The sequence below is a fragment of the Promicromonospora umidemergens genome (assembly GCF_024171995.1).
In the GTDB taxonomy this organism is placed as follows: Bacteria; Actinomycetota; Actinomycetes; order Actinomycetales; family Cellulomonadaceae; genus Promicromonospora; species Promicromonospora umidemergens.
In genome coordinates this window covers 1-20,301 of the sequence record NZ_JAMTCT010000034.1, presented here as the reverse complement: position 1 = coordinate 20,301, position 20,301 = coordinate 1, and the positions used below count along the sequence as shown (strand labels likewise).

20 protein-coding genes are annotated in these 20,301 nt (G+C 69.0%); 13 read left to right on the top strand and 7 right to left on the bottom strand.

What is annotated here, in order from left to right; translation table 11 throughout:
* Window positions 1–359: 359 nt before the first annotated feature.
* The gene (locus tag APR04_RS28590) at window positions 360–1,484 is read right to left on the bottom strand and encodes an ISAs1 family transposase (protein ID WP_253877680.1); all 1,125 of its coding nucleotides are present in this window, start codon (window positions 1,482–1,484) and stop codon (window positions 360–362) included.
* Between the two features lie 571 nt (window positions 1,485–2,055).
* Between APR04_RS28590 and APR04_RS28585 the strand changes: the two genes are divergently transcribed.
* The 6 genes from APR04_RS28585 to APR04_RS28560 all read left to right on the top strand — a co-directional run bounded on the left by APR04_RS28585 (window position 2,056) and on the right by APR04_RS28560 (window position 8,273).
* Window positions 2,056–3,012 carry a hypothetical protein gene (locus tag APR04_RS28585; protein WP_253877678.1) on the top strand — a complete coding sequence of 319 codons (957 nt, stop codon included), beginning with the start codon at window positions 2,056–2,058 and terminating at the stop codon, window positions 3,010–3,012.
* A 12-nt stretch (window positions 3,013–3,024) separates the two neighbouring features.
* Complete coding sequence (locus tag APR04_RS28580; RefSeq protein ID WP_253877676.1) at window positions 3,025–3,192, top strand: hypothetical protein; 168 nt, start codon at window positions 3,025–3,027, stop codon at window positions 3,190–3,192.
* Window positions 3,193–3,441: 249 nt separating this feature from the next.
* A complete protein-coding gene (locus APR04_RS28575) occupies window positions 3,442–4,515 on the top strand; it encodes a pentapeptide repeat-containing protein (RefSeq protein WP_253877674.1) in 1,074 nt (357 codons plus the stop codon).
* Window positions 4,516–4,891: 376 nt separating this feature from the next.
* Window positions 4,892–5,548, top strand: coding sequence for a hypothetical protein (locus tag APR04_RS28570; protein WP_253877672.1), 657 nt, complete (start codon window positions 4,892–4,894; stop codon window positions 5,546–5,548).
* Entirely contained in the window at window positions 5,508–6,677 is a 1,170-nt protein-coding gene (locus APR04_RS28565) for a helix-turn-helix domain-containing protein (protein ID WP_253877670.1), read from the top strand. Before APR04_RS28570 ends, APR04_RS28565 begins: the two co-directional genes overlap by 41 nt.
* A 366-nt stretch (window positions 6,678–7,043) precedes the next feature.
* A complete protein-coding gene (locus tag APR04_RS28560) occupies window positions 7,044–8,273 on the top strand; it encodes an ISAs1 family transposase (RefSeq protein ID WP_253877668.1) in 1,230 nt (409 codons plus the stop codon).
* Between the two features lie 160 nt (window positions 8,274–8,433).
* Here APR04_RS28560 and APR04_RS28555 read toward each other — a convergent pair whose 3' ends face one another.
* The 4 genes from APR04_RS28555 to APR04_RS28540 all read right to left on the bottom strand — a co-directional run bounded on the left by APR04_RS28555 (window position 8,434) and on the right by APR04_RS28540 (window position 12,518).
* Window positions 8,434–9,900 carry an IS1380 family transposase gene (locus tag APR04_RS28555; RefSeq protein ID WP_253877666.1) on the bottom strand — a complete coding sequence of 489 codons (1,467 nt, stop codon included), beginning with the start codon at window positions 9,898–9,900 and terminating at the stop codon, window positions 8,434–8,436.
* Between the two features lie 201 nt (window positions 9,901–10,101).
* A complete protein-coding gene (gene chrA, locus APR04_RS28550; RefSeq protein ID WP_253877664.1) occupies window positions 10,102–11,493 on the bottom strand; it encodes a chromate efflux transporter in 1,392 nt (463 codons plus the stop codon).
* Window positions 11,494–11,541: 48 nt separating this feature from the next.
* Window positions 11,542–11,973 carry a chromate resistance protein ChrB domain-containing protein gene (locus APR04_RS28545; RefSeq protein WP_253877662.1) on the bottom strand — a complete coding sequence of 144 codons (432 nt, stop codon included), beginning with the start codon at window positions 11,971–11,973 and terminating at the stop codon, window positions 11,542–11,544.
* A complete protein-coding gene (locus APR04_RS28540; RefSeq protein ID WP_253877660.1) occupies window positions 11,970–12,518 on the bottom strand; it encodes a Chromate resistance protein ChrB in 549 nt (182 codons plus the stop codon). Before APR04_RS28540 ends, APR04_RS28545 begins: the two co-directional genes overlap by 4 nt.
* A gap of 90 nt (window positions 12,519–12,608) precedes the next feature.
* On the opposite strand from APR04_RS28540, the gene APR04_RS28535 reads away from it, so the two are divergent.
* From APR04_RS28535 to APR04_RS28525, 3 genes are all read left to right on the top strand, one after another.
* Window positions 12,609–13,586, top strand: coding sequence for a metal ABC transporter substrate-binding protein (locus APR04_RS28535; RefSeq protein WP_253877658.1), 978 nt, complete (start codon window positions 12,609–12,611; stop codon window positions 13,584–13,586).
* A gap of 98 nt (window positions 13,587–13,684) precedes the next feature.
* Window positions 13,685–14,965: an MFS transporter gene (locus APR04_RS28530; protein WP_253877649.1), complete on the top strand. Its 1,281-nt coding sequence runs from the start codon at window positions 13,685–13,687 to the stop codon at window positions 14,963–14,965.
* 23 nt (window positions 14,966–14,988) lie between these two features.
* On the top strand, window positions 14,989–15,324 hold the full coding sequence (locus APR04_RS28525; RefSeq protein ID WP_253877647.1) for an ArsR/SmtB family transcription factor: 336 nt from the start codon (window positions 14,989–14,991) through the stop codon (window positions 15,322–15,324).
* A gap of 19 nt (window positions 15,325–15,343) precedes the next feature.
* Here APR04_RS28525 and APR04_RS28520 read toward each other — a convergent pair whose 3' ends face one another.
* The gene (locus tag APR04_RS28520; protein ID WP_253877645.1) at window positions 15,344–16,003 is read right to left on the bottom strand and encodes a copper resistance CopC family protein; all 660 of its coding nucleotides are present in this window, start codon (window positions 16,001–16,003) and stop codon (window positions 15,344–15,346) included.
* A gap of 228 nt (window positions 16,004–16,231) precedes the next feature.
* Here APR04_RS28520 and APR04_RS28515 point away from each other — a divergent pair, with 228 nt between their 5' ends.
* The 3 genes from APR04_RS28515 (at window position 16,232) to APR04_RS28505 (ending at window position 19,666) form a co-directional block, all read left to right on the top strand.
* A complete protein-coding gene (locus APR04_RS28515; protein WP_253877643.1) occupies window positions 16,232–16,771 on the top strand; it encodes a hypothetical protein in 540 nt (179 codons plus the stop codon).
* 124 nt (window positions 16,772–16,895) lie between these two features.
* Entirely contained in the window at window positions 16,896–17,999 is a 1,104-nt protein-coding gene (locus APR04_RS28510; RefSeq protein WP_253877641.1) for a DUF418 domain-containing protein, read from the top strand.
* Window positions 17,996–19,666, top strand: coding sequence for a gamma-glutamyltransferase (locus APR04_RS28505; RefSeq protein WP_253877639.1), 1,671 nt, complete (start codon window positions 17,996–17,998; stop codon window positions 19,664–19,666). Before APR04_RS28510 ends, APR04_RS28505 begins: the two co-directional genes overlap by 4 nt.
* Here APR04_RS28505 and APR04_RS30825 read toward each other — a convergent pair.
* Window positions 19,567–19,989, bottom strand: coding sequence for a hypothetical protein (locus APR04_RS30825; protein WP_301313107.1), 423 nt, complete (start codon window positions 19,987–19,989; stop codon window positions 19,567–19,569). The two genes, APR04_RS28505 and APR04_RS30825, sit on opposite strands and share 100 nt — an antisense overlap.
* A gap of 92 nt (window positions 19,990–20,081) precedes the next feature.
* On the opposite strand from APR04_RS30825, the gene APR04_RS28495 reads away from it, so the two are divergent.
* Window positions 20,082–20,301 (top strand): transposase (locus tag APR04_RS28495; RefSeq protein ID WP_253877633.1); only part of this gene is annotated, 220 nt, incomplete at its 3' end.

Sequence of the window (20,301 nt, the reverse complement as noted above, 5' to 3'; positions counted from 1 at the left end):
GTGCTGGAGGATGTTGTCGTGCCCAAGGCTTACCAACCCGAGTTTCGTCGTGACGTGATCGCGGTCGCCCGTCAAGGCGTGACGCCGATCGCTCAGGTCGAAGGACTCCCGGATCACCGGGATGCTGCTCGCGCTGGTTGAAGGCTCGATGACCTCGATGACCGGACAGCACGACATGCTCGTCCGCGAGGTGTGCGACGCCGACGCGATTGCTCGCTGGATGGATCGCGGGCACCCCTCCCGCCCGGACACGTCGCCGCCGCATCGACGCACCGCAGCCCTCACCCGACGAGAACACCGGCGCAGCCACCGGCATCGGCGAACACGGGACCACTACACGGACCAGGGCCCCGGCAAAGTCATGACTGTAGGAGTGCGTGGATGGGCCGGTCGATGTCTCTGGCGTGATGGCGCAGGGCTTGGGCGATGTTGTCCCAGCCGGCGTGGCGCAGGATCGCGATGGCGGTGTTCCGCAGGGCGGCCATGTTCTGTGGTGCGTGGCCGGTATGGATTTGACTACGGTCTTCGTCGAACGTCACGTCGCGCACCCAGTGGAGCCGGTTCTCGATCGACCAGTGCGTGTTCGCCCAGGTCGCCAGGGTCTCGGGGCTCGCCGTGCGGGCGTCGGCGGAGGTGACGAGGTAGACGACCTCCACGGTCTTCTTGCCCTTGCGGGTGACCGTGCGGCGCAGCTGGGCAACCTGGGCGGCACCGATGAACTCGATCCACGCGGGCGCGTCCAGGACCTTGATCGTGCGCGTCGCGCGCCGCCCGTGGCTGGTCTCGGTGGTCGTGGTCGCGGGGATCCGGGCCCAGGGCAGCGCCTTGAGCATGCGGAACAGCGCCCGGGAGTTGCCCTTGACGGTCAAGACGTAGTGCGCGCCCGCGGCCAGGATCTGGGAGGCGGTGGCGTTGTTCGTGTGCAGGGCGTCCAGAGTCAGGACGGCGCCGGTCAGGTCGAGCAGACCGATCAGGACCCGGGCGGCGGTGATCTCCGAGCCCTTGGTATCCACAGCGGTCTGCGCGGCAACGGTCCCGGTGGCATGGTCGAGGGCCGCGACGAGGAACGCGCGGGCGGCGCCCTTCTTCCGCGCGCCACGCAGCGACTTCCCGTCGATCGCGTAGACGCGCCGCCCGCCCGAGCATCGGGCACGGGTGAGCGCCCAGACGCCGAAGGCCTCCTGAAGGGCGGCCGGGTCCAGCCGGGTCAGGACCCGGCGGAACGTGGCCTCGTCCGCGGCCCGCCGCATCATTCCCAGCCGCCGTAGCCGGATCCTGCCGGCGTCGCGGGCCCATTCTGCGATCGCGGTGAAGCTCCTCGCGCCGGTCAGGACCGCGCACAGCGCCACGGCCACCAACGCCCGAACTGGGTGACGTCGTCCGCGCCGGGCGCGCGGGTCGGGCAGGCCGGCCAGAAGCTCGACCAGAAGAACGTCGGATGAGACGGGCTTGGACACCACGGCGGTGGCGCGAGACGATGACATGAGCGCGGGTGTGTTCCTGCAGGTAGGCAGCGGCTGGCGTAGGAACCTCCGATCCAACCTGTCTCGGGACGCACCCGCGCATCCCGTCTCACCAGCAAAGACGCAGGTCAGACCACCTCAACCCCGCTCCAGCAGACACGACTTTGCCGCGGCCCTGCTACACGGACAGGTGACGTCAGCCGTCTCCCCTGGCTGGCCACCCGCGCATGCGCGTCAATGTGCCGGAATTGCAGGGTTTACCACATGTCAAAAGGGACAGCGGTATCCGCGCTGGTGAGGCGGCAGATCGGCCCTTCAGTCGCTCCGGCGCCCAATCCTCCGTGCGTCCTGGGCGAGGTCGGCGACGTCCAGGAGCGGAGTGCCGTCGTCACCCCTCTGTGCAGCAGTCCCCCTACAGCATTCCGCCCGGCGGCGCGTCGTCCAGCTCGCCCACTCCACTGCGGACAGCCGACCGTGCCGGCGAGATCACCACTCCCGTTCGCGCGCCTGGGCGGGCTGCGGAGCTTCCGGGGTCCGGTTCGGCCCCTCCATCCCTCCGCACCGTGAGAGGGTCGGAAGCCGAGGAGAGGAGATGCGGTTGCCCGAGATGCCGGAGCACGAGGCGCGGTCCATCCGCGACTACGTCAACAGCCAGTCGCATGACGACCCGGCAGGGCTCGTCCAGAAGGTGGGTTCCCGTCGCATCATGGGTCGGGTCCACGACATGTATGACGTCCACTGCGAACGGTCGCGCTGGTGGGTCATCACGGACCCCACCAACCTGTACCTACAGGATGACTTTCCGGAGGTCGAGCAAGCGCTCATCTTCCATCTCGGGCTCGGCATCTTCATGGCAGAACGCAGCCGTGCGGAGCTTCCGGAGGCAGAAGAGGAACGGGTGTCCGGCGCGTGGCGACGCTTCAAGCAGGCACTGTCTGACATGGACGGTGCTGGGGAGTCTGAGGACTACCAAGCTGTCGGCATCAAGTGCCGTGATGCACTCCTCGCGGTCGTACGGGACCACATGACCGCCGAGTGGGTCGGTGAGGTCGAGGACCCGCCCAAAGTCAGTGACTTCAAGGGCTGGGGCAACATCTTTGCCGAGCGACTGGCTGAGGGTCGCGTGCGCTCCTACATCAAAGCTCTCGTGGACAAGACCTGGGACCTGAGCGTGTGGCTTCAGCACAACACGAACGCCACCCCAGATGACGCGGAGCTGGTTCTGGACGCCACGGCGCACTACTTGTCGGCACTGGGACGTCTGATCCATCGGCGTGACCACGGCGAGCCGGAGCGCTGTCCCCGTTGTGGGTCGTACCGGCTCGATGAGGATGTGGAGATGGTCGATGAGCCGGAGGTGGGGATGCTCGACTCCACCATCTGCGGAGGATGTGGCTGGCAATCGGAGCAGACATTCATCAGCTTGGTCGACCACTTCAGAGGCAAGGAACAGGCCGTCATTGACTACCTTGCGCGGCCCGCTGGTCCGTCTGACCGACTCCATCGCAAGGAGCGTCGAGAGGCCATTGCGGACGGGGATGAGGAGTAGGCCAGGTGGGACTTGAACCCACGATCCAACGATTATGAGTCCCAGGCCCGTGAGATCGCCGCCGAGGCCGAGACCTCCGAGCAGGCCCGTGACGACCTGTTCGAGCAGGTCCCCGAGGGCTGGATGATCATCGGCGGCATCGACGTCGACCCCGCCGATACCTACCAGCTGCCGCACTGAGTCGTGGCCGCCGCCTGGCGCCTAGCAGGGACAGCGGTATCCGCGCTGGTGAAGTACGGGAAGGGTCCTCAACTCGACAACGGCGGGCCTCCGACTGTTCGGCAGCACCGTCCAGATCACCCTGGTTGGCTGGGTGAAGTCGGCGTCGAGATGGGGACTTCCAGTCGTCTAGTCGCGACGATGGCTCCTGTGACAGTTCCGAGACGTCCGCGGGTTACACCTCATGGCCGCCAGCCAGCACGAACCGACATGCGGATAAGGAGCGCACCTGTCGTTGCAGGCCAACGAAAGCAATCGGGGACTCCCCTGCGCGTCAATCAACCCGAGCCTGTCCTGGTTCGTGTCGTCGATGACGAGGCCGGGTACTGGAAGGGCTTCTTGCGTCACAGCAAGTACGCCCTTCCGATCGATGTCGGCTTCGCTGCGTTGTTGGCTCTGACCATTTTCTCGGCGCAAGCATTGTCGGATGACCGGCGGGAGGTGGCTGAGCGGTCAAGCGACCTGCTCATGGCTGAGCAGCAGGAGGTACTGGCCAATGTCACATTCATTCGCGAGTCCGCCCGCGATGGAGGGATCAAGAACTTCCGTGGGATGAATCTGAAGGGCGCCGACCTGTCTGGACTGGATCTTGGCTGCGACGTCCGCGTGGCCGATCCGGACGAGAACGCCGGCCTGTATGAAGGCGACTACCGCAAAGAGATGTTCGTCCAGCCGGTCGACCCAGATACGTGTGCGGACTTCACCGAGGCAGACCTGACAGGTGTGCGGTTCCAGGGCACCGACCTGACGGGTGCCCGATTCGTCCTCGGCAAGATGGACAACACCTACTTCTGGGACGCGAGCCTGGTCGGCGCGGTCTTTCAACCGCTCCAGAGCGATGGCGTAGACATGAACGCCGTCGACTTGCGCGGGGCCCTCCTTGAGCTCCCCGATCTCCCCGACCACGCGATTCCAGGAAACTTGACTATTCGGATTGGTGATCTGTCGGGCTCGGTCATCCGAGGCGATCTCAGCCTGCGCCTCAAGGAGTATGTGGCTGCCGCCGCCGTCGATGTGTCGGATACCGAAGTGACTTGTGAGTTCTTCGAGGAAGAGCCGCAAGCTGTCGATATCCGTGCCGATGCCTTGATGGATCTGACCTGTGACTATTTGGAGGTCGTGGCTGTCGACGAGGATGGCGAACAGCGACTGGAGCCCACGTGGCCGTCGGTACCGTCTGGTCACGTGGCGCCTGTCGATACACAGATCACAGAGCGCATTCTGAAACTCGCGGACACGTCCACGGTACCTCGGACGTTCTTGAGCGAGCACGAGCGGTCGTAGCACGCTGTCCAACCCGGCCGGCGCGGTGACCATCTCTCCACCAAGCCTGGCAGGTCACCCTCACCGACCCCGGGGTCGCCGAACGCGCTGGCGCAAGCATCGAACCCCGCGGAACTCGGGCCACAATCGTGGCTGCGGCTTGGCCAGATGGGCCGCTCATAGCTATCCGCGGGTGCACGTCAATGTGCCGGAATTGCAGGGTTTACCACCTGTCGGATCTGACAGCACTACCCGGCTCACCCACCGTGCAGCCCGCAGGTCAGACGCACCGTGGATGGGTGCCGCTCCGATCAGACCCGTGGACGACACGCCCAGCGATCGACCATCCCTTACATTGATGCTTATAATATGAGCACTCATACCAAAGGAGCTGGTCGTGGCGTCGCAGGACACTGTTCGCGAGTTGGTCGAGCCCGAGATCCAGGCCCTTGGAGGCCTGCTCCACACAGGTATGAGCACAGCGCTTGAGCAGGCCGAGAAGGTGCTCGGCCATCTCGACCACTCGAAGTTTCCGCATTTGCGGCCCATCCATGCGCGTGCGGAGTTCCGGGAGCAGCTGGACGCATCGCAGTTGCCGAACGGCTGGCTTGTCACGGGCAATCCGCGGGCGATGGGCCAGACGGGACTCGTGCACGAGAGCTCAGGCATCCGGATGCGTTTCCTCAAGGAACGCCGGCGGAACTATCCGGGTGGCGTGCCTGTAGCCGGGAGCACCCGTGCACGCCGTGACTACTGGCAGAGCGAACCGCTGTTCGACCTGCCGACCAAGGGCCCCGCGCCGGCCGGAAGCCAGGAGGTCCAGCTCCTTCTCCTCTGGGACTACACGAACGCCGCAGTTCGTGACGAGTTCACCCTCCGGGTCGTGCACACGCTTGCCCCCGGCGACTACGGGCTCGCGGTACCGGTCGACCTGGTCTTCGAAGTGCTTCCCGGTGGGGGCTTCACTACACACCTGAAGTTCACCGGCGACCCCCAGGACGAGGATCTCTTCCATGTCGACATCGACGAGCAGAGCAACCGGCTTGACGGCTGATCTGCTGCTCCATGCCCACGGACCTCGGCTGACCGCCCTGCGCCACCTTCATGACCTGACTCAGACTGACCTCGCCGGACAACTCGGAGTCACGCAGTCGTTCCTCTCACAGGTCGAGAGTGGCGCGCGCCCCGCACCCGAAACTCTCGTCGTCGACGCGAGTGCGATGTTCAACCTGCCGCTGTCGTTCTTCAGCGTGGAACCTGACGAGAGCAGGACCGGAACCGTCACGTTCCGGAAGAACTCGAGGGCCACGGCGCGCGACGAGAACCGCGTGGTCGAGTTCTATAACGAGGCGTCACGACTGTTTCGTCACGCCTCGATCGCCTCGGGCTATCACACGGCGCGCCTCCCCGATCCCGAGGACTACGACCACGACACCGAGCGGGTAGCGCGTGCCTTTCGACAGGCAGTTGGCCTGGACGACGTCGCGCCGCTCCTGAACGCGACGCGTGCACTGGAGCGGCTGGGAGTCGGTGTTGTCGACAACCTCGACCATCTCTCCGACGAGGTCCGTGGGCACACGGCGTGCTCTCGACCGTCACCCTTGAACGATCGCCCACTAGTCGCACTCGCCGCCGCCGTCCCGGGTGGAGTCAAGCGGCTCACCCTGCTGCACGAGGTCGGCCATCTGATCTTCGATCGGGGGCTCATGAACCCGATAAAGAGCACCCGTAGCCCCGAGGAGCGCAGGGCCTACAAGTTCGCCGGCGCGTGCCTGCTGCCGCCCGAAGTGGTTCGTTCGCGGATCTCAGAAGGCCTGACCCTTCACGGCTATCTCGCGATCAAGGCCGAGTACGGGATCACCGTCGGGGCGGCCGTCATGCGCGCCCGAGACCTGGGCGTGATCAGCGAACAGCGTGCGCGAAGTCTTCAGATTCAAATCTCGTCGCAAGGCTGGCGAACAAGCGAACCGATTCCGGTAGCCGACGAAACACCGCTACTTCTCGGACAAGCTCTTGATCGGGCGTTCGGCAAGCAAGCGGCCGCCAAGGCGTCCTACGACGTCGGTACAAAACCAGAGTGGATCAACACCTGGGCACGTACAGCCAACGTGAAGGCAGGAGAACACAAGACCGCAGAGGTCCTCGACCTCGCGAGCGCCCGTAGGAACTCACGACGGCGATAGGAGTGCCCCTGCGAGAACTACCAACGCGCGCGCTCTATGGATTTGTCCGCCGTTCCCGGTGTGTGGCGAGTGCGGCTCGACGCGCCAAGTGGACGAGTAACGTTCCAAGACATCGCGCCCGTTGACCGAAGCCAGATCGAGGAAGCCGCCGCTGATGCCGGATACGAGCTGCGAGCGTGTCTCTAGCCTCGATCATTCACTTGGTGGGTAGCCCGGCCTGAGCGGTTCGCAGGGCTGGTCGGTTCTCGGTGGGCGAGACGTGGGCTTGACCGTGGGGTGTGATGGTCGGTAATGGGGTCGGGCATGGCCCTGACCAGGGAAGATGGGAGTTCTCTACGCTGCCGTCTTCCCGAAGGACCATGCCCGATGTCGCTATCTTCGCTGAGCCCTGCCGTCGACCGCTACCTGCCTCCGGGTGGTCTGGACGGGATGCTGGAAGCGAGGGCCGCGCTCGGCTCTCTGGTCACGGCGCTCGAGTCGGTCGCTGACCCGCGTCGGCGCGAGGCGCGGCAGTACTCGCTGGCGTCGATGCTCGCGCTGCTGGTCCTGGCCACGCTCGCGGGCTGCCGCAGCCTGCGCTCGGCGGTCGCGTGGGCCGGTGACCTGGCACCGGCGGTGGTCCTCGGGCTGGGCTTCGGCCGGGGTCGGCTCCCGGTCCGCTCGACGCTGGCGGGAGCGATGGCCGGCCTCGACATGGCCGTGGTGGCCGAGGTGATGACCGCCTGGCTCACCGACCGGCTGGCCGCGACCACCGGCGAGGGCCTGGTCGAGGAGCCTTTGATGCATGTGGCGGTGGACGGCAAGGCGTTGCGTGGTGCACGGCACGACCGGCGGGCCAAGGACGGTGCGCCGCCGATGCAGCTGGCGGTGTTCGCCCCGGACCCCGGGGTCGTGCTCGCCACCGCCGAGGTCGACCCACGCACGGGCAAGGGCGGGGAGGGCGCCGCGGTGCAGGTAGCGCTCGACCAGGTCGGCTCGATCAGCGGATGGGTCATCACCGGCGACGCCGCCCACACCACCAGGGCCACAGCGTCCTACCTGCGCGCCCGGGGCGCGCACTACGTCCTGGCAGTCAAGGCCAACCGGTCGCTCCTGCAGGCCGAGGTCGCAGAGATCCCCTGGGACCAGGTCCCGGTCACCGTCCGCACCAGCGCCACCCTGCACGGGCGAGTCGAGTCCCGCGCCTACCAGGTCGTAGAGATCACCACCCCGGCCGGGGTTCCCGGCGGTGGGCTGTCCCTGCCCGGGGCCCGGCAGGCGATCCGCGTGACAGCCACCCGTAGGCACTCCGCCGGCGGGCCAGCATCCACGACCGTCCTGTTCTACGTCACCAGCCTCGGCCCCGAGCGAGCGACGTTCGCCCAGATCGCTCACATGATCCGCACCCGGTGGGGCATCGAGAACCGCCTGCACTGGATCCGCGACGTCGTCTTCGACGAGGACCGCCACACCACCCGACGAGCGAACACGACCCGCCTATGGACCCTGCTGCGCTCGACCGCGATCAGCCTCATCCACCTCGCCGGCCTACCCGTGACCACCACCACCCAGGCCTGCTACCGCCAGCCCGAGCGAACGTTCGCGCTGGTCAGATAACGGAACCAAAACGAACCGACCGGCCCTGGGCGGTTCGTCCGATTTGGTGGTTGGCGCGTCTTGGGCATGGTTGCCGTGCGCGTGTCGCTGCGTGCGCCGGTTCCGGCCGGGGGTTGTGCGGTCGCTCCGTTCCGGTTCGTGGGAACAGTCGTCGGGCTGGTCAGGTCACGGCGGGTAGAGCCGCGAGGCGGTGCCAGGCGGTGGTGATCGCGTCGGTGTGCGGGTGGTCGCGGTCGAAGCGCAGCCACCTTTTGCGGGCGTGGTGGGCCAGGCGGGCGGGCAGCCAGTAGACGAGCTCGCGCATCGTGGCTGGCTCGGCCTTCGCCAGGAGCTCGTGGTCGTGGAAGGCGAGCAGCCGGGTCCAGACGTCGAGGTCACGGGCGATGCCGGTCAGCAGGACCCAGGCGGTGTTGATCCGCCAGGACGCCGAGGGCAGCAGGCCAAGGCCCGTGGTCTTCGCGGCCCGGACGTGGTCCTCGACGACGGCGTGGTGACGGTGCAGGACATCGAGCCACTGCGGCTGGTTCGTCCCGGGGATGCCGCGCATCCGGCCGATGTTCGTCGCGGTGATCGCGTATTTCCACCCGGTGGCCTTCTCCAGGGCGGTGACCTTCCCCGCAGCCTGGTCGCGTGGCGCGATCGGGACCCGGCGCACGATCAGCCGCATGCTGGTCGGCCAGCCGGGCCGCTTCGCCAGCCCGGTCAGCTCGGCGACATGCCCGTACTCAGACCCGGGCCCGCCGCAGCCGTGGGTCTCGTCGCTGGTCGCGTCGTCGTAGTCGACGGGCGGGGCGATCGTGCCGTCCTGGTCGAGGTAGGGCACCCATACCCGCTCGGGCAGAGCCTTGATCGCTGCCTCCTCAACGCTGGTGATGGTCCAGCCGATCGTCCAGGCCACCCGGCGCCGGGTGGTGCCCAGCCGTTCCAGGTGGCTGACCGTGTCGTGGGACGCGCCGGCGCCGTCGATCCGCACCAGCAGCTTGGAGTGCCGGCCCTCGTCAGGGATCTGCGCGAGGACCTCGTCCAGCACGGTGACGTGGTCGGTCGCGGTATTGCTGCCCGCGTTCCCCGGTCGGGGCAGGGTCGACAGGGACTCGCCGGTGTTCGCGATCCACCCGCCGAGGTGGTGGTGCCCGAACCCGCCCTTGTAGGTCCCCGTCGCGTTCTGCTTACGGGAGTGGCAGCCCACGATCGTGGCGTCCAGGTCCACCACGACCCACCCCTCCAACCGTTTGCCGCCGACCCGCAGCCACGGGAAGCCGCCCGGCCGCGCGGCCAGCATCCGCCACAACGTCCTGCGACTTCTGGCACGAGCGCGCGACAAACGCCTCAAGACCCGCTCGTCGATGGAGTCCAGAGTCCGCCACAGCGTCGAGTCCGAACCGCACGACCCGAACGTGCCGGCATGGCCGGCGAGCATCCGCTCGACCTGCGACAAGTTTCTGGCCCCCGCAGCGATCGCCGACGCCGCACCCACCAGCACCGCCCCGCGGCAGATCCGCTCGACCCTGCCCGGCCCGAACACCTCCGAGATCCGAGCGGTCAGGCCGACAGCGTCGGCGGTCTTACGCAGCAGCACCACACCCACGTTCGCGACCAGCCCTTTACCGTCAGCGGTCAGTTCCAAACGCGCATCCCACGCGGTAGTCTCGCCCACCAGAAAGGTGCTCCGATCCTCAGCCCGACACGTCCCTCGACAAGACGTATCGTGCCAGTTCAGAGCACCTTTCCTATGCCTTGACTCACCTCACCCACGAAGGATCGAGGCTAGGGCCGCCGCTACCGCCGTGCGCTACGAGTCGCGACGACTTGCCGCCCCGCGTTGACGTCAGAGCAAGCCGGCCAGCCCCAGGCCGAGCCCGACCACCGCGCACACGCCCAGCGTGCGCAGCACCGACCAGCGCACCACGAACAGCAACACCGCCGCCAACACCGCGATCCCGACCGCGGCAGGCTGGATCGTGGCGAGGTCGGGAACATCGAACGACAGCGGACCAGCGGTCCAGGGGTTCGAGGTGGCGAAGAGCGTGTGCGTGGTGAAGTAGAGCGCGAGGTTGGCGATGACACCCACGACCGCCGCGGTGATGGCCGTGAGGGCCGCGCTCAGCGTCCGGTTGCCCCGGAGCCGCTCGACGTAGGGCGCGCCGAGGAAGATGAAGAGGAACGACGGCACGAAGGTGACCCAGGTGGTCAGCAGCGCGCCCAGCACGGCAGCGGCCCACGGGTCGAGGTCGCCCGGGTTGCGGTAGGCGCCGAGGAACGCGACGAACTGCACGACCATGATCAGCGGCCCGGGCGTGGTCTCGGCCAGCGCCAGACCGCGCGTCATCTCGCCCGGCGTGACCCACGCGTAGGTCTGCACCGCCTGCTGCGCGACGTAGGCCAGCACCGCGTAGGCACCGCCGAACGTCACCAGGGCACTGCCCGAGAAGAACAAACCCTGCTGCGTGAACACACTGTCCACACCGGTCAGCAGCGCGACCGCGCCGAGCGGGATGCCCCATGCAAGCAGACCCAACACGAGTACCCGCAGAGCCCGGCGCCCGGACGGCTTCTCGGCGTGCAAGGCGTCGTCCGGGATGAGCGGGGCAGGGCCGTCGCTCTCCTTTCCGTGCCCGGCGGAAGTCGCGATCCAGCTCGGCGCGTACCGGTGTACGAGCCACCCGATCACACCGGCGCCGAGCACGACGAGGGGGAACGGCACCGCGAAGAATGTCAGTGCCACGAAGGCGACCACCGCGAGGACCACCAGCGCTGGGCTGGTCAGGGCCCGCTTGCCCACCCGGAGCACCGCCTGGACCACGATCGCCAGGACGGCCGGCGCAAGGCCGGCGAACACCGCCGAGACGACGGTGGTCTCGCCGAAGGCGACGTAGATCGCGGACAGCACCAGCAGGGCGAGCATCCCCGGCAGCACGAACAGGCCGCCCGCGACCAGGCCCCCGCGCCAGCCGTTGAGCAGCCAGCCGGTGTAGACGGCGAGCTGCTGCGCCTCGGGTCCGGGTAGGAGCATGCAGTAGTTGAGCGCGTGCAGGAACCGGCCCTGCCCGATCCACCGCTTCTCGTCCACGAGGGTGCGCTGCATGACGGCGATCTGCCCAGCGGGGCCGCCGAACGTCTGCCACGAGATCGCGAACCAGGCGCGCACCGCGGTTCGGAACGGGATCAGGTCTCCCTGGACGGCAACTGGCGGCGTAGCGCCGTCGTGCTCGGTGCTCATGTCTCTCCTATGGTCGGCTTTCGAGTGTGGTCGTGTGGGGTCTGCAGGTCAGGCGGGTTCGCGGCCCAGCAGGTAGGAGCGCCGGAAGAACTCGTAGAGCCCGTCGAACAGCGGCCCGGTAAGGGCCAGCGTGCGTTCGTCGTCACCGGTCATGGACAGCCCACGCAGCACGACGTCCAGGCCCGGCGCCTCCGGCGCGTCGTACCTGCCGTCGTCGAGATCCGCCTCGTGCACGATCTGGCCGATCCGGACCAGTACGGGGTCGGTCAGCTCGTACCGGACGAGGATCGTCTCGAAGCTGCAGTCGCTGCCGTGATGGCCTAGGTCGACGCCGCGCATGTCGAACGGTGTCGCGTCGTCAGGGACCTCGGCAGGGTCGGCGACGAACACGAACTCGGCGTCGGGGTCGACGAACCGACGGATCAACCACGCGCACGCGGCTCGGTCGATGTGCACCCCGGCACGGGTCGCCCACCTCATCGCGCACCCGCTGCGCGCCGGCTCGAGGCCTGCTTGCCCCGTGTGTTTGGCTGCGCTGCCGGTTCGGGAACGGCGCCATCGGCTGATCGCTCTTCGAGCAGACGCAGCGCGGCCTGTGCGCGGTCCCGTTCGTCGGGCGGGAAGAAGTCTCTCCGGGATATCTCCCGGAGAGTGCGGCGCAGCTTGACGAGGACCTTGCGCTGCTCGACCGGTTGCTCGGTCATGGCCTGACGCGCGGACGTCTCCAGATCGACGTACTCGGCGGCGCGGTCCGCCGCCATCGCGGTCGCCAGCTCGCGTTCCTGCGCCACCGACATGGGTCGCGCCAGCCAGACGCTGGACGTGCCGCCGTGCTCGACCACCTCGCCGGCTGCCCAGTCCAGCTGCTCGCGGGTGCGGGCGTCGGCGGGCAGCGCGACCAACCCGTCCGAGATCTGGGCGACGCCCAGCCGCTTGAGTCGTCGCCACAGAGCCACGCGCGGCGAGGACGGCTCCCTCGGCAGGCGGTAGCTCAGCAGCACCCATTCCTCTGTCACGGCGGACATGTAACCACGGTTACATCGGCTCGTGCAAGACCCGTCCACCTCGACGGTCATGATGTTGACATCCATTATCAATTGCACAACTATGCGGGCATGCAGATATCACGGTTGCTCTCCATCGGCTCCATCGCCGCGCTCGCCCTCACGGCGACCGCGTGCGCCCCGACCGCCGAGGGCGGCGCCGACGACGGAACCGTCCAGGTGCTCGCGTCCTTCTACCCGCTGCAGTACGTCGTCGAGCGAGTCGGCGGCGAGCACGTGGACGTCAACAACCTCACCCCGCCGTCCGCGGAGCCGCACGATCTGGAGCTCTCCCCGGCTCAGGCCCGCGCGATCGGAGATGCCGGCCTGGTGGTCTACCTGTCCGGCTTCCAGCCGGCCGTGGACGAGGGCATCGAGCAGCGCGCTCCCCAGCACGTTGTGGACGCCGCCGATGCTGCCGATCTTGAGGAGGACCCGGCGGGCGGGCACGAGGGCGAGACCGCCGAGGAGCACGCGGACGAAGAGGCCGCGGAAGAGGCGCCCGCGGAGGAGGACGAGCACGGGCACGGCGCGGCGACCGACCCACACTTCTGGCTCGACCCGGTCCGGCTGACCGCCGTCGCACAGCAGGTGGCGGACGAGCTGGCCGCCGTCGACCCGGACAACGCCGACTCCTACGCGGCAGGCGCCTCGGCACTGGAGGCGGACCTCACCGCGCTCGACGAGCAGTACACGGACCAGCTCGCACCGTGCGCCGACGCAACCCTGGTCACCTCCCACGAGGCCTTCGGCTACCTCGCCGGGCGGTACGACCTGAACCTGGTGGGCATCGCCGGCATCGACCCCGAGTCCGAGGTCGCGCCGGCCCGCCTGCGCGAGATCCGCGAGATCGTGCAGACCAACGACGTCTCGACCCTGTACCTCGAGACGGTCGCCGCCCCCCAGACGATCGAGACACTGGCCTCGGACCTCGGGGTCGGCACCGCGACCCTGGACCCGCTGGAGAGCCAGGCCGACGCTGACGCCGACTATCTCGACGTCATGGAAGCGAACCTCGACGCCCTCGCCGGCGGCCTCACCTGCTCCTGACCGACCCGCCACACCGAGGTCCCGCACTGCCCTCCGGCTGTGCGGGACCTCGCCTACACACACTTGCGTATACGCGCAGATAAGCAGATGATGGCCGGATGCTGCGCGTCCTGAAGTACCCCACATATCGCCGTCTCTTCACCGCCCAGGTCGTGGCGCTGGTCGGTACCGGTCTGGCCACGGTGGCCCTGGGCCTGGTGGCCTACGACCTGAACCCGGCCGACGCCGGCGGGGTGCTGGGCACGGCGCTGGCGATCAAGATGGTCGCCTACGTGGTCGTGGCGCCTCTGGCCGCCGCAGCCGTGGCGCGGCTGCCGCGCAAGTGGGTGCTGATCGGTTCCGACGCGCTGCGCCTGGTGGTCGCGGCCTCGCTACCGTTCGTCGGCGAGGTCTGGCAGGTCTACGTGCTGATCTTCGTCATGCAGGCCGCGTCTGCCACTTTCACCCCGACGTTCCAGTCGGTCATCCCCGACGTCCTGAAAGACGAGGACGACTACACCGTCGCCCTTTCCCTGTCGCGGCTGGCCTATGACCTCGAGTCGATCCTGTCCCCGGTCTTCGCTGCCGCGCTCCTGCTGCTGGTGCCCTCCTCAGCGCTGTTCTTCGGCACGGCGGTCGGGTTCGCAGGCTCGGCGCTGCTGGTCGCCGCCGCCATCATCCCGCGACGGGGTGGCGAGGATGCCGGTGAGCGGCCCCAGCTGCCGTTCGGGAACCGTGCCAGGCGCGGGGCCGAGCTCTTTGTCCGCACCGCCGAGCTGCGCCCGATCCTGCTGCTGAACCTCGCCGTCGCGGCGGCCGGGGCCTTCGTCCTGGTGCAGACCGTCGTCATCGTGCGCACGACCTTCGGACAGGACGAGAACGTCGTCCCGCTGCTCCTGGCCGCGAACGGCCTCGGGTCGATCGCCGCCGCGATCGCGCTCCCGCGCGTCCTGCGCCGCCTGCCGGAGCGGCGGGTGATGCTCACCGGCGGTGTCGCGCTGACCGTCGCGGTCGGGCTCGCGCCGCTCGCGCTCGGCATCGCCCAGCCTGCGTGGGGGCTGGTCGCTGTGGGGCTGCTCTGGTTCCTGGTCGGCCTGGGCTGGTCCACGGTCGAGACGCCGGTCGGGCGGATCATCCGCCGCAACGTGCCCGCTGCCGACCTGCCCGACGCCTTCGCCGCCCAGTTCTCCCTGTCCCACGCCTGCTGGCTCATCACCTACCCGCTGGCCGGCTGGCTCGGCACCACCGGCCTGTCCGCCACCGCCCTGGTCCTGACGGGCGTCGCGGGCGCCGCCACACTGGCAGCCGCCCGCCTGTGGCCCACCACCGAGCCCGCCCGCGACACCGCTGACGACACCACGCAGCAGGACACCACGTCGCGGGACACTGCCGCAGGCTGACCGCGGATGCGATGATGTCGTTCGTGGCCACCACCCAGCGCACCACGCCCCCGGAGGCAGACCTCGACCACGCTGTCGACGTCCTGCGGCTTCTCGCCGACCGCACACGGCTGGCGATCCTGGCGATGCTCAACGGTACCGAGATGTCGGTGACGGCCATTGCCGAGGCTCTGGGGCGGCCCGGTGCGGGCGTGTCCCAGCACCTGGCCAAGCTGCGCGCCGGGCACCTGGTCACCTCCCGCCGGGAGGGAACCACCATCTACTACGGGCAGCCCGACGAACACGTCGCGGCCCTGGTCGCCAACGTCCTGCAGCACACCGAGCACATGCTCTACGACGTCCCGCCCCACCACCGCTGAGCGCTCTCGTCTGCTGCGGTCACTCGGCGGAGTAGCGCCGGCGAACAAACGCGACGACCACCACGACCACGACGACCAGCACGATCGCCCCGATGGCCACGGCGAAGAGCGAGGAGTCGCCGGAGGTGTCGGAGCTGCGGTCTGCTGCCGGGGTGGCGGACGCGCTGCCGGACGCGTCGGTCGGTGCGCTCACCTCGGATGTGGTCCCGGACGGGGACGCGCTGGGCGACGGGCTCTCCTCGTCGGCCACCGGAGCGACTTCGACGTCGAAGGCGTAGGAACCGGAGATCGGGTGCCCGTCACCCGACACGACTCGCCACTGCACCTCGTAGGTGCCACTGGGCAGCTCGGAGGTCAGCGGCTGGGTGATCGTGGCGCCGTCATGGGTCGCCTCACCACTGCTCCAGTCGGTGCCGTCCTGGTCCATGACCAGGACCTCCGTCCCGGTTTCCAGGGGTTCGGCCACGAACGTGAGCTGCACGTCCTCGAGTGCCTCAGTCACGGTGGTGTCGGCCTCGGGGCTGGTCTTGGCCAACGCGTCGTGCGCGGACGCAGGAGCGGCAGCCCCCAGCATCGTCACGATCACCACGGCAGCGGCGACCAGGCCGGCGACGCCACAGGCCAAGGCGTGGCGGGTCCAGCGGGCGGGCCGGGCAGCAGGCTGAGCGGGGACTGTCACGTGTGTCCTTCGGGAGAGTGTGCGACGACGGTGTGAGTGATCGCCGCAGGAATACATTCGTATATGCGCAACTAGTAGATCATGTGCGAGCATGCTCCCAGAAGCAGGCGACACGCGCATTCGACAGCGGTGCCGCACCAGCGGTGAGATTCGGGGGTGGGAGCGTTGCGGAATCACGTAACGCCTCCTGCCGCGCCGACCGGGGCCCCTGCGAGCACGGGTGGGATGATGTTCGCCGCGGCGACGCTCCTGGCGATGCACTGGCTGCTCGGAGGCATGCTGGAGCATGCCGGGCTGGTGTCCTCGGCGACGTCGGGCACGCTGACGATGCTGGGCCCGATAGTCCTTGGTGTCCTCGTCCTTCTCGTGGCGCCCGCGAGCCGGCGGTTCGCGGGCGACGGTTCCAGGCCCGGACACCAGGGCTCGTTCGACGAGACACGGTCGGCCCGGGACGTCGCCGCGCTCGCCCTGGTCACCGCGTTCGTGCTGGACTCGCTCTACATTGCGGACGGCGTCGCCGCGCACGCCGCACCGCTCGTACTGGTGCTCACCGGCGCGGCCATGGTGCAGGCGTGCGGCGCCGCCGTCGCCTATCTGGCCTGCCAGCACATCGGTGCGGTGCTGCGCCGCGCCCCGGCCCCGGCCTGCGCCCTCCCGGGCGAGCAGACCCGCCGGGTCGCCGACCCGCGGCCCGCACACCTGGCCACCCTCTGGACCGGCACCGTCGCCGGCTCCCGTGCGCCACCGCGCGTTCCTTCCTTCGCCTGACCTGACCCCCAGCCCTCGCGTGCCTGCCCGGTAGCACCGGAGCGGGCGCGCCAGTCGTGCACGGACGGGCACCGCCGAGCCTGGAGCCCTCCTGCGGCGTGCCGGTCCGAGGAAGTGAACACACGTGAACCAAGAACCACCGCGAGCCCGGAACAGCGGCCTGGACGCCGCCCGCGGACTCGCCCTCATCGGCATGATCATCGTCAACGTCGGCCCCGCCGACTCCCAGTCCCTGCTCCACCGCCTCTACATGCTGCCCTTCGGGCGAGCGTCCGTGCTCTTCGTCGTCGTCGCTGGCATCGGCATGGGCTACCTTCTGGCCCGCCGAACCGAACGGGACCGGTGGGCGACCGTCACCTGGCGGGCAGCGCTCCTGTTCGCGGGAGGCGTCGCTCTGCAGGGGCTGACCGAGCAGGTCAACGTCATCCTGCCCACCTACGCCATCCTGTTCCTACTGGCACCGCTCCTGTGGCGGCTGCCCAGCCGGGTCCTGCTGCTGGGCGCCGGTGCCAGTCTCCTGCTGGTCGGGCCGGTCATGATCGTGACCCACGACGCGATCGAACCGGCCACCCACTGGCTCGACCCGGTCAGCTTCGGCACCCAACCATGGGAAGCGGCGCACTCGCTCGTGCTGACCGGCCCGTATCCGCTCGCCAGCTGGACCGTGCCGTTCGTGGCCGGTCTGTGCCTGGCCCGGCTCGACCTGTCGGACACCCGGCTCCTGCGGCGCCTGGCGATCAACGGCGCGGCGGTTGCCGTCGGCGCGGCGGTCGTCTCGCAGGTCACCTACGCCCTCATCGGGCCGGACGCCGACCGTGGGCCGTGGCGCCTGCTGACCGGCGCCGCGCACGGACAGATGCCGCTGTGGCTGGCCAGCAGCATCGGCGGCGCCGTCGCCACGGTGGCGCTGTGCTCGCTGGCCGGGCGACGTTACCCCGATTCCGCCGTCCTGGGCTGGCTGGTCGCGTCCGGCCGGCTCGCCCTGACCCTGTACGTCCTGCACTTCGTGGTGATCGCCGCGATCAAGCCGCCCGAGGGCTTCGACGTGGAGCAGGGCGTCCTGATCAGCGCCAACCTCATCGCCGTCGTGCTCACCGCCGCCGTCCTCTGGCGCAGGACCGGGTGGCCGGGACCGCTCGAACGGCTCCTGCGCCAGACCTGGCTGCGCCCCACCGCACCTCGCCCACAGACACAGACCACCCCCGCAGCAGAAAGGGCCGAACGATGACCGACACCCCGAGCAGGAGGCTGCGGCCCTCGGCCACGGTCCGGGCCTCCCTCACGGCCGCAGCGGCCGCCCTGATCCTCGGTGCCTGCACGACGGCGGAGCCTGCCCCCACCCCGGACGACTCACCGACGCAGCCCGGGGCGGCCTCCGCGGCGCCACCCGGACCCGCACTTGGCGGCTACGGCGTCAGCGCCGGCCACCCGCTGGCCGCAGAGGCTGGCGACCTGATGCTCGAGCGCGGCGGGAGCGCTGTGGACGCGGCGATCGCCGCCGCGTTCGCCGACGCCGTGATGCAGCCGGCCAGCTCCGGCATCGGTGGCGGCGGTGTCTCGATCGTCGTGGGCGACGGGGAGGCGACCAACTACGAGTACCGCGAGGTGGTCAACCAGGCCGGCCAGATCCCCGACGGCGGGGCTGGGATCCCCGGGTTCGTCGCCGGGATGGAGCGCCTCCACCGTGACCACGGGAACCTGCCGTGGGCCGACCTGCTCGCTCCCGCCATCAAGATCGCCGACGAGGGCGGGCCGGTCTCGCGCTACCTCGCCTCCTCGATCAACAGCCCCTACGGCCAGGACATCACCGGCGCCCTGCCGCAGTTCCGGCGGGCGGACGGCACCCCGCTGCAGGAGGGCGACACGCTGGTCCAGGCGGACCTGGCCGAGACCATGCGCAACCTGGCCGAGGAAGGCGCCGGCTCGTTCTACACCGGCACCCTCGCCCAGACGCTGGCCCAGACCCCCGGCATCGACCACGAGTCCCTGGCCGCCTACCAGGTCGACACCTTCGAACCCGCGTCCGGTCCGGTCGGCCGGTACACGATGCTCTCGGGCGCACCCGCGCTGCCGGGCGCGGCCATCATCCAGATGGTGCAGATCGCAGAGGCCGCCGGGATCGCCGACGTCGACCCCGACTCGCCCGAGTTCGTGGACCTGCTCTCACGGGCCTGGCAGGTCGCCGACACCTCGGTGCAGCAGCACTTCGGTGACCCCCGATACGTGAACGTCCCGGTGGACCGGCTCACCGACCCCGGCCAGAACGCACAGATCGCCGCCACCCTCGTGGACGCCGCCCAGGCGAGCAAGAGATCGGCCGCGCAGGGCGGCTACGAGAGCGCACCAAACACCACGCACATCTCGGTGATCGACGCCGACGGGACAGCGGTCTCGATGACCAACACCATCACCAACTATTGGGGCAGTGGCCAGTACGTCGCCGGGTTCTTCCTCAACGACCAGCTCGAACGGTTCAGCGACATCGGCGCCATGAGCGCGAACCTGCCCGAGCCCGGACGCCGTTCGGTGACCTGGAGCTCACCGTCCATGCTGCTCGACGACCAGGGCCGCCCCGTACTGGTGATCGGCACCCCGGGCGGCCGGCAGATCCCCAGCACCACCGCGAACGTCGTCGTCCGCTGGGCCCTGCACCGGCAGAGCCTGGAAGACGCCGTGCGCGCCGGCCGGTTCATCCTGACCGACGGGCAGCTCCGCCTGGAGACCCGCGGGCTCGCCGACCCTATGGCCGCCCTCGGGTACGACGTGGTCGTCAGCGACCAGGCCGAGCTGGCCAACTACGGCTCCGTCCAGGCGCTGGCCGTCGACTGGGACGAGGGCAAGGTCACCAGCTTCGCCGACGAACGACGCTCGGCCGGGTTCGTGGTCGGCCGCTGAGCGAGGCGCCGCCGGGCTACCGCTAGCCGGTTCAGGCCTGGCAGCGCAGGAGGCGCAGACGGTTGAGCGCGACGATGACCGCTGAGCCCCTCCTGGCCGGCGACGGCCAGCGGGAGAGGCAGCGTCGCGACGAGGTCCCGCGTGACCAGGACGGCGATGAAGGTCGCAGCGATGGCGAGGTTGGCGATCACGTAGCGCCGGGCGCGCCGGGAGATGTGCGCGAGGTGCGAGATCGTGGACAGCTCGTCACGTACAACGATCACGTCCGCGGTCTCCAGCGCGAGGTCGGATCCGTCACCAAGGTCGAACATCTCGACGTTCATCAGCCCGAACGACTTCTAGAACGGGGCTTCACCCCGTTTGGTGGACACGCTGATACTGGATCGTGGATCCAGAGGAAGCGAGTTTGATCCGCATGGCTATGAAGAACTATCCGGAGGAGTTCAAGGCCGATGCTGTGGCCTTGTACGAGTCCACACCCGGGGCGACGATCAAGGGGATCGCCCGGGACTTGGGCGTCTCGCGAGAGACGTTGCGGTTATGGGTGCGCCGCGCGGCTGAGCAGCGCGGGCAGGCCGCCGTGACGGCCGGTCCGGCAGCGGGCACGACGCCCGGCGAGCCGGCGGTGCGTTCCG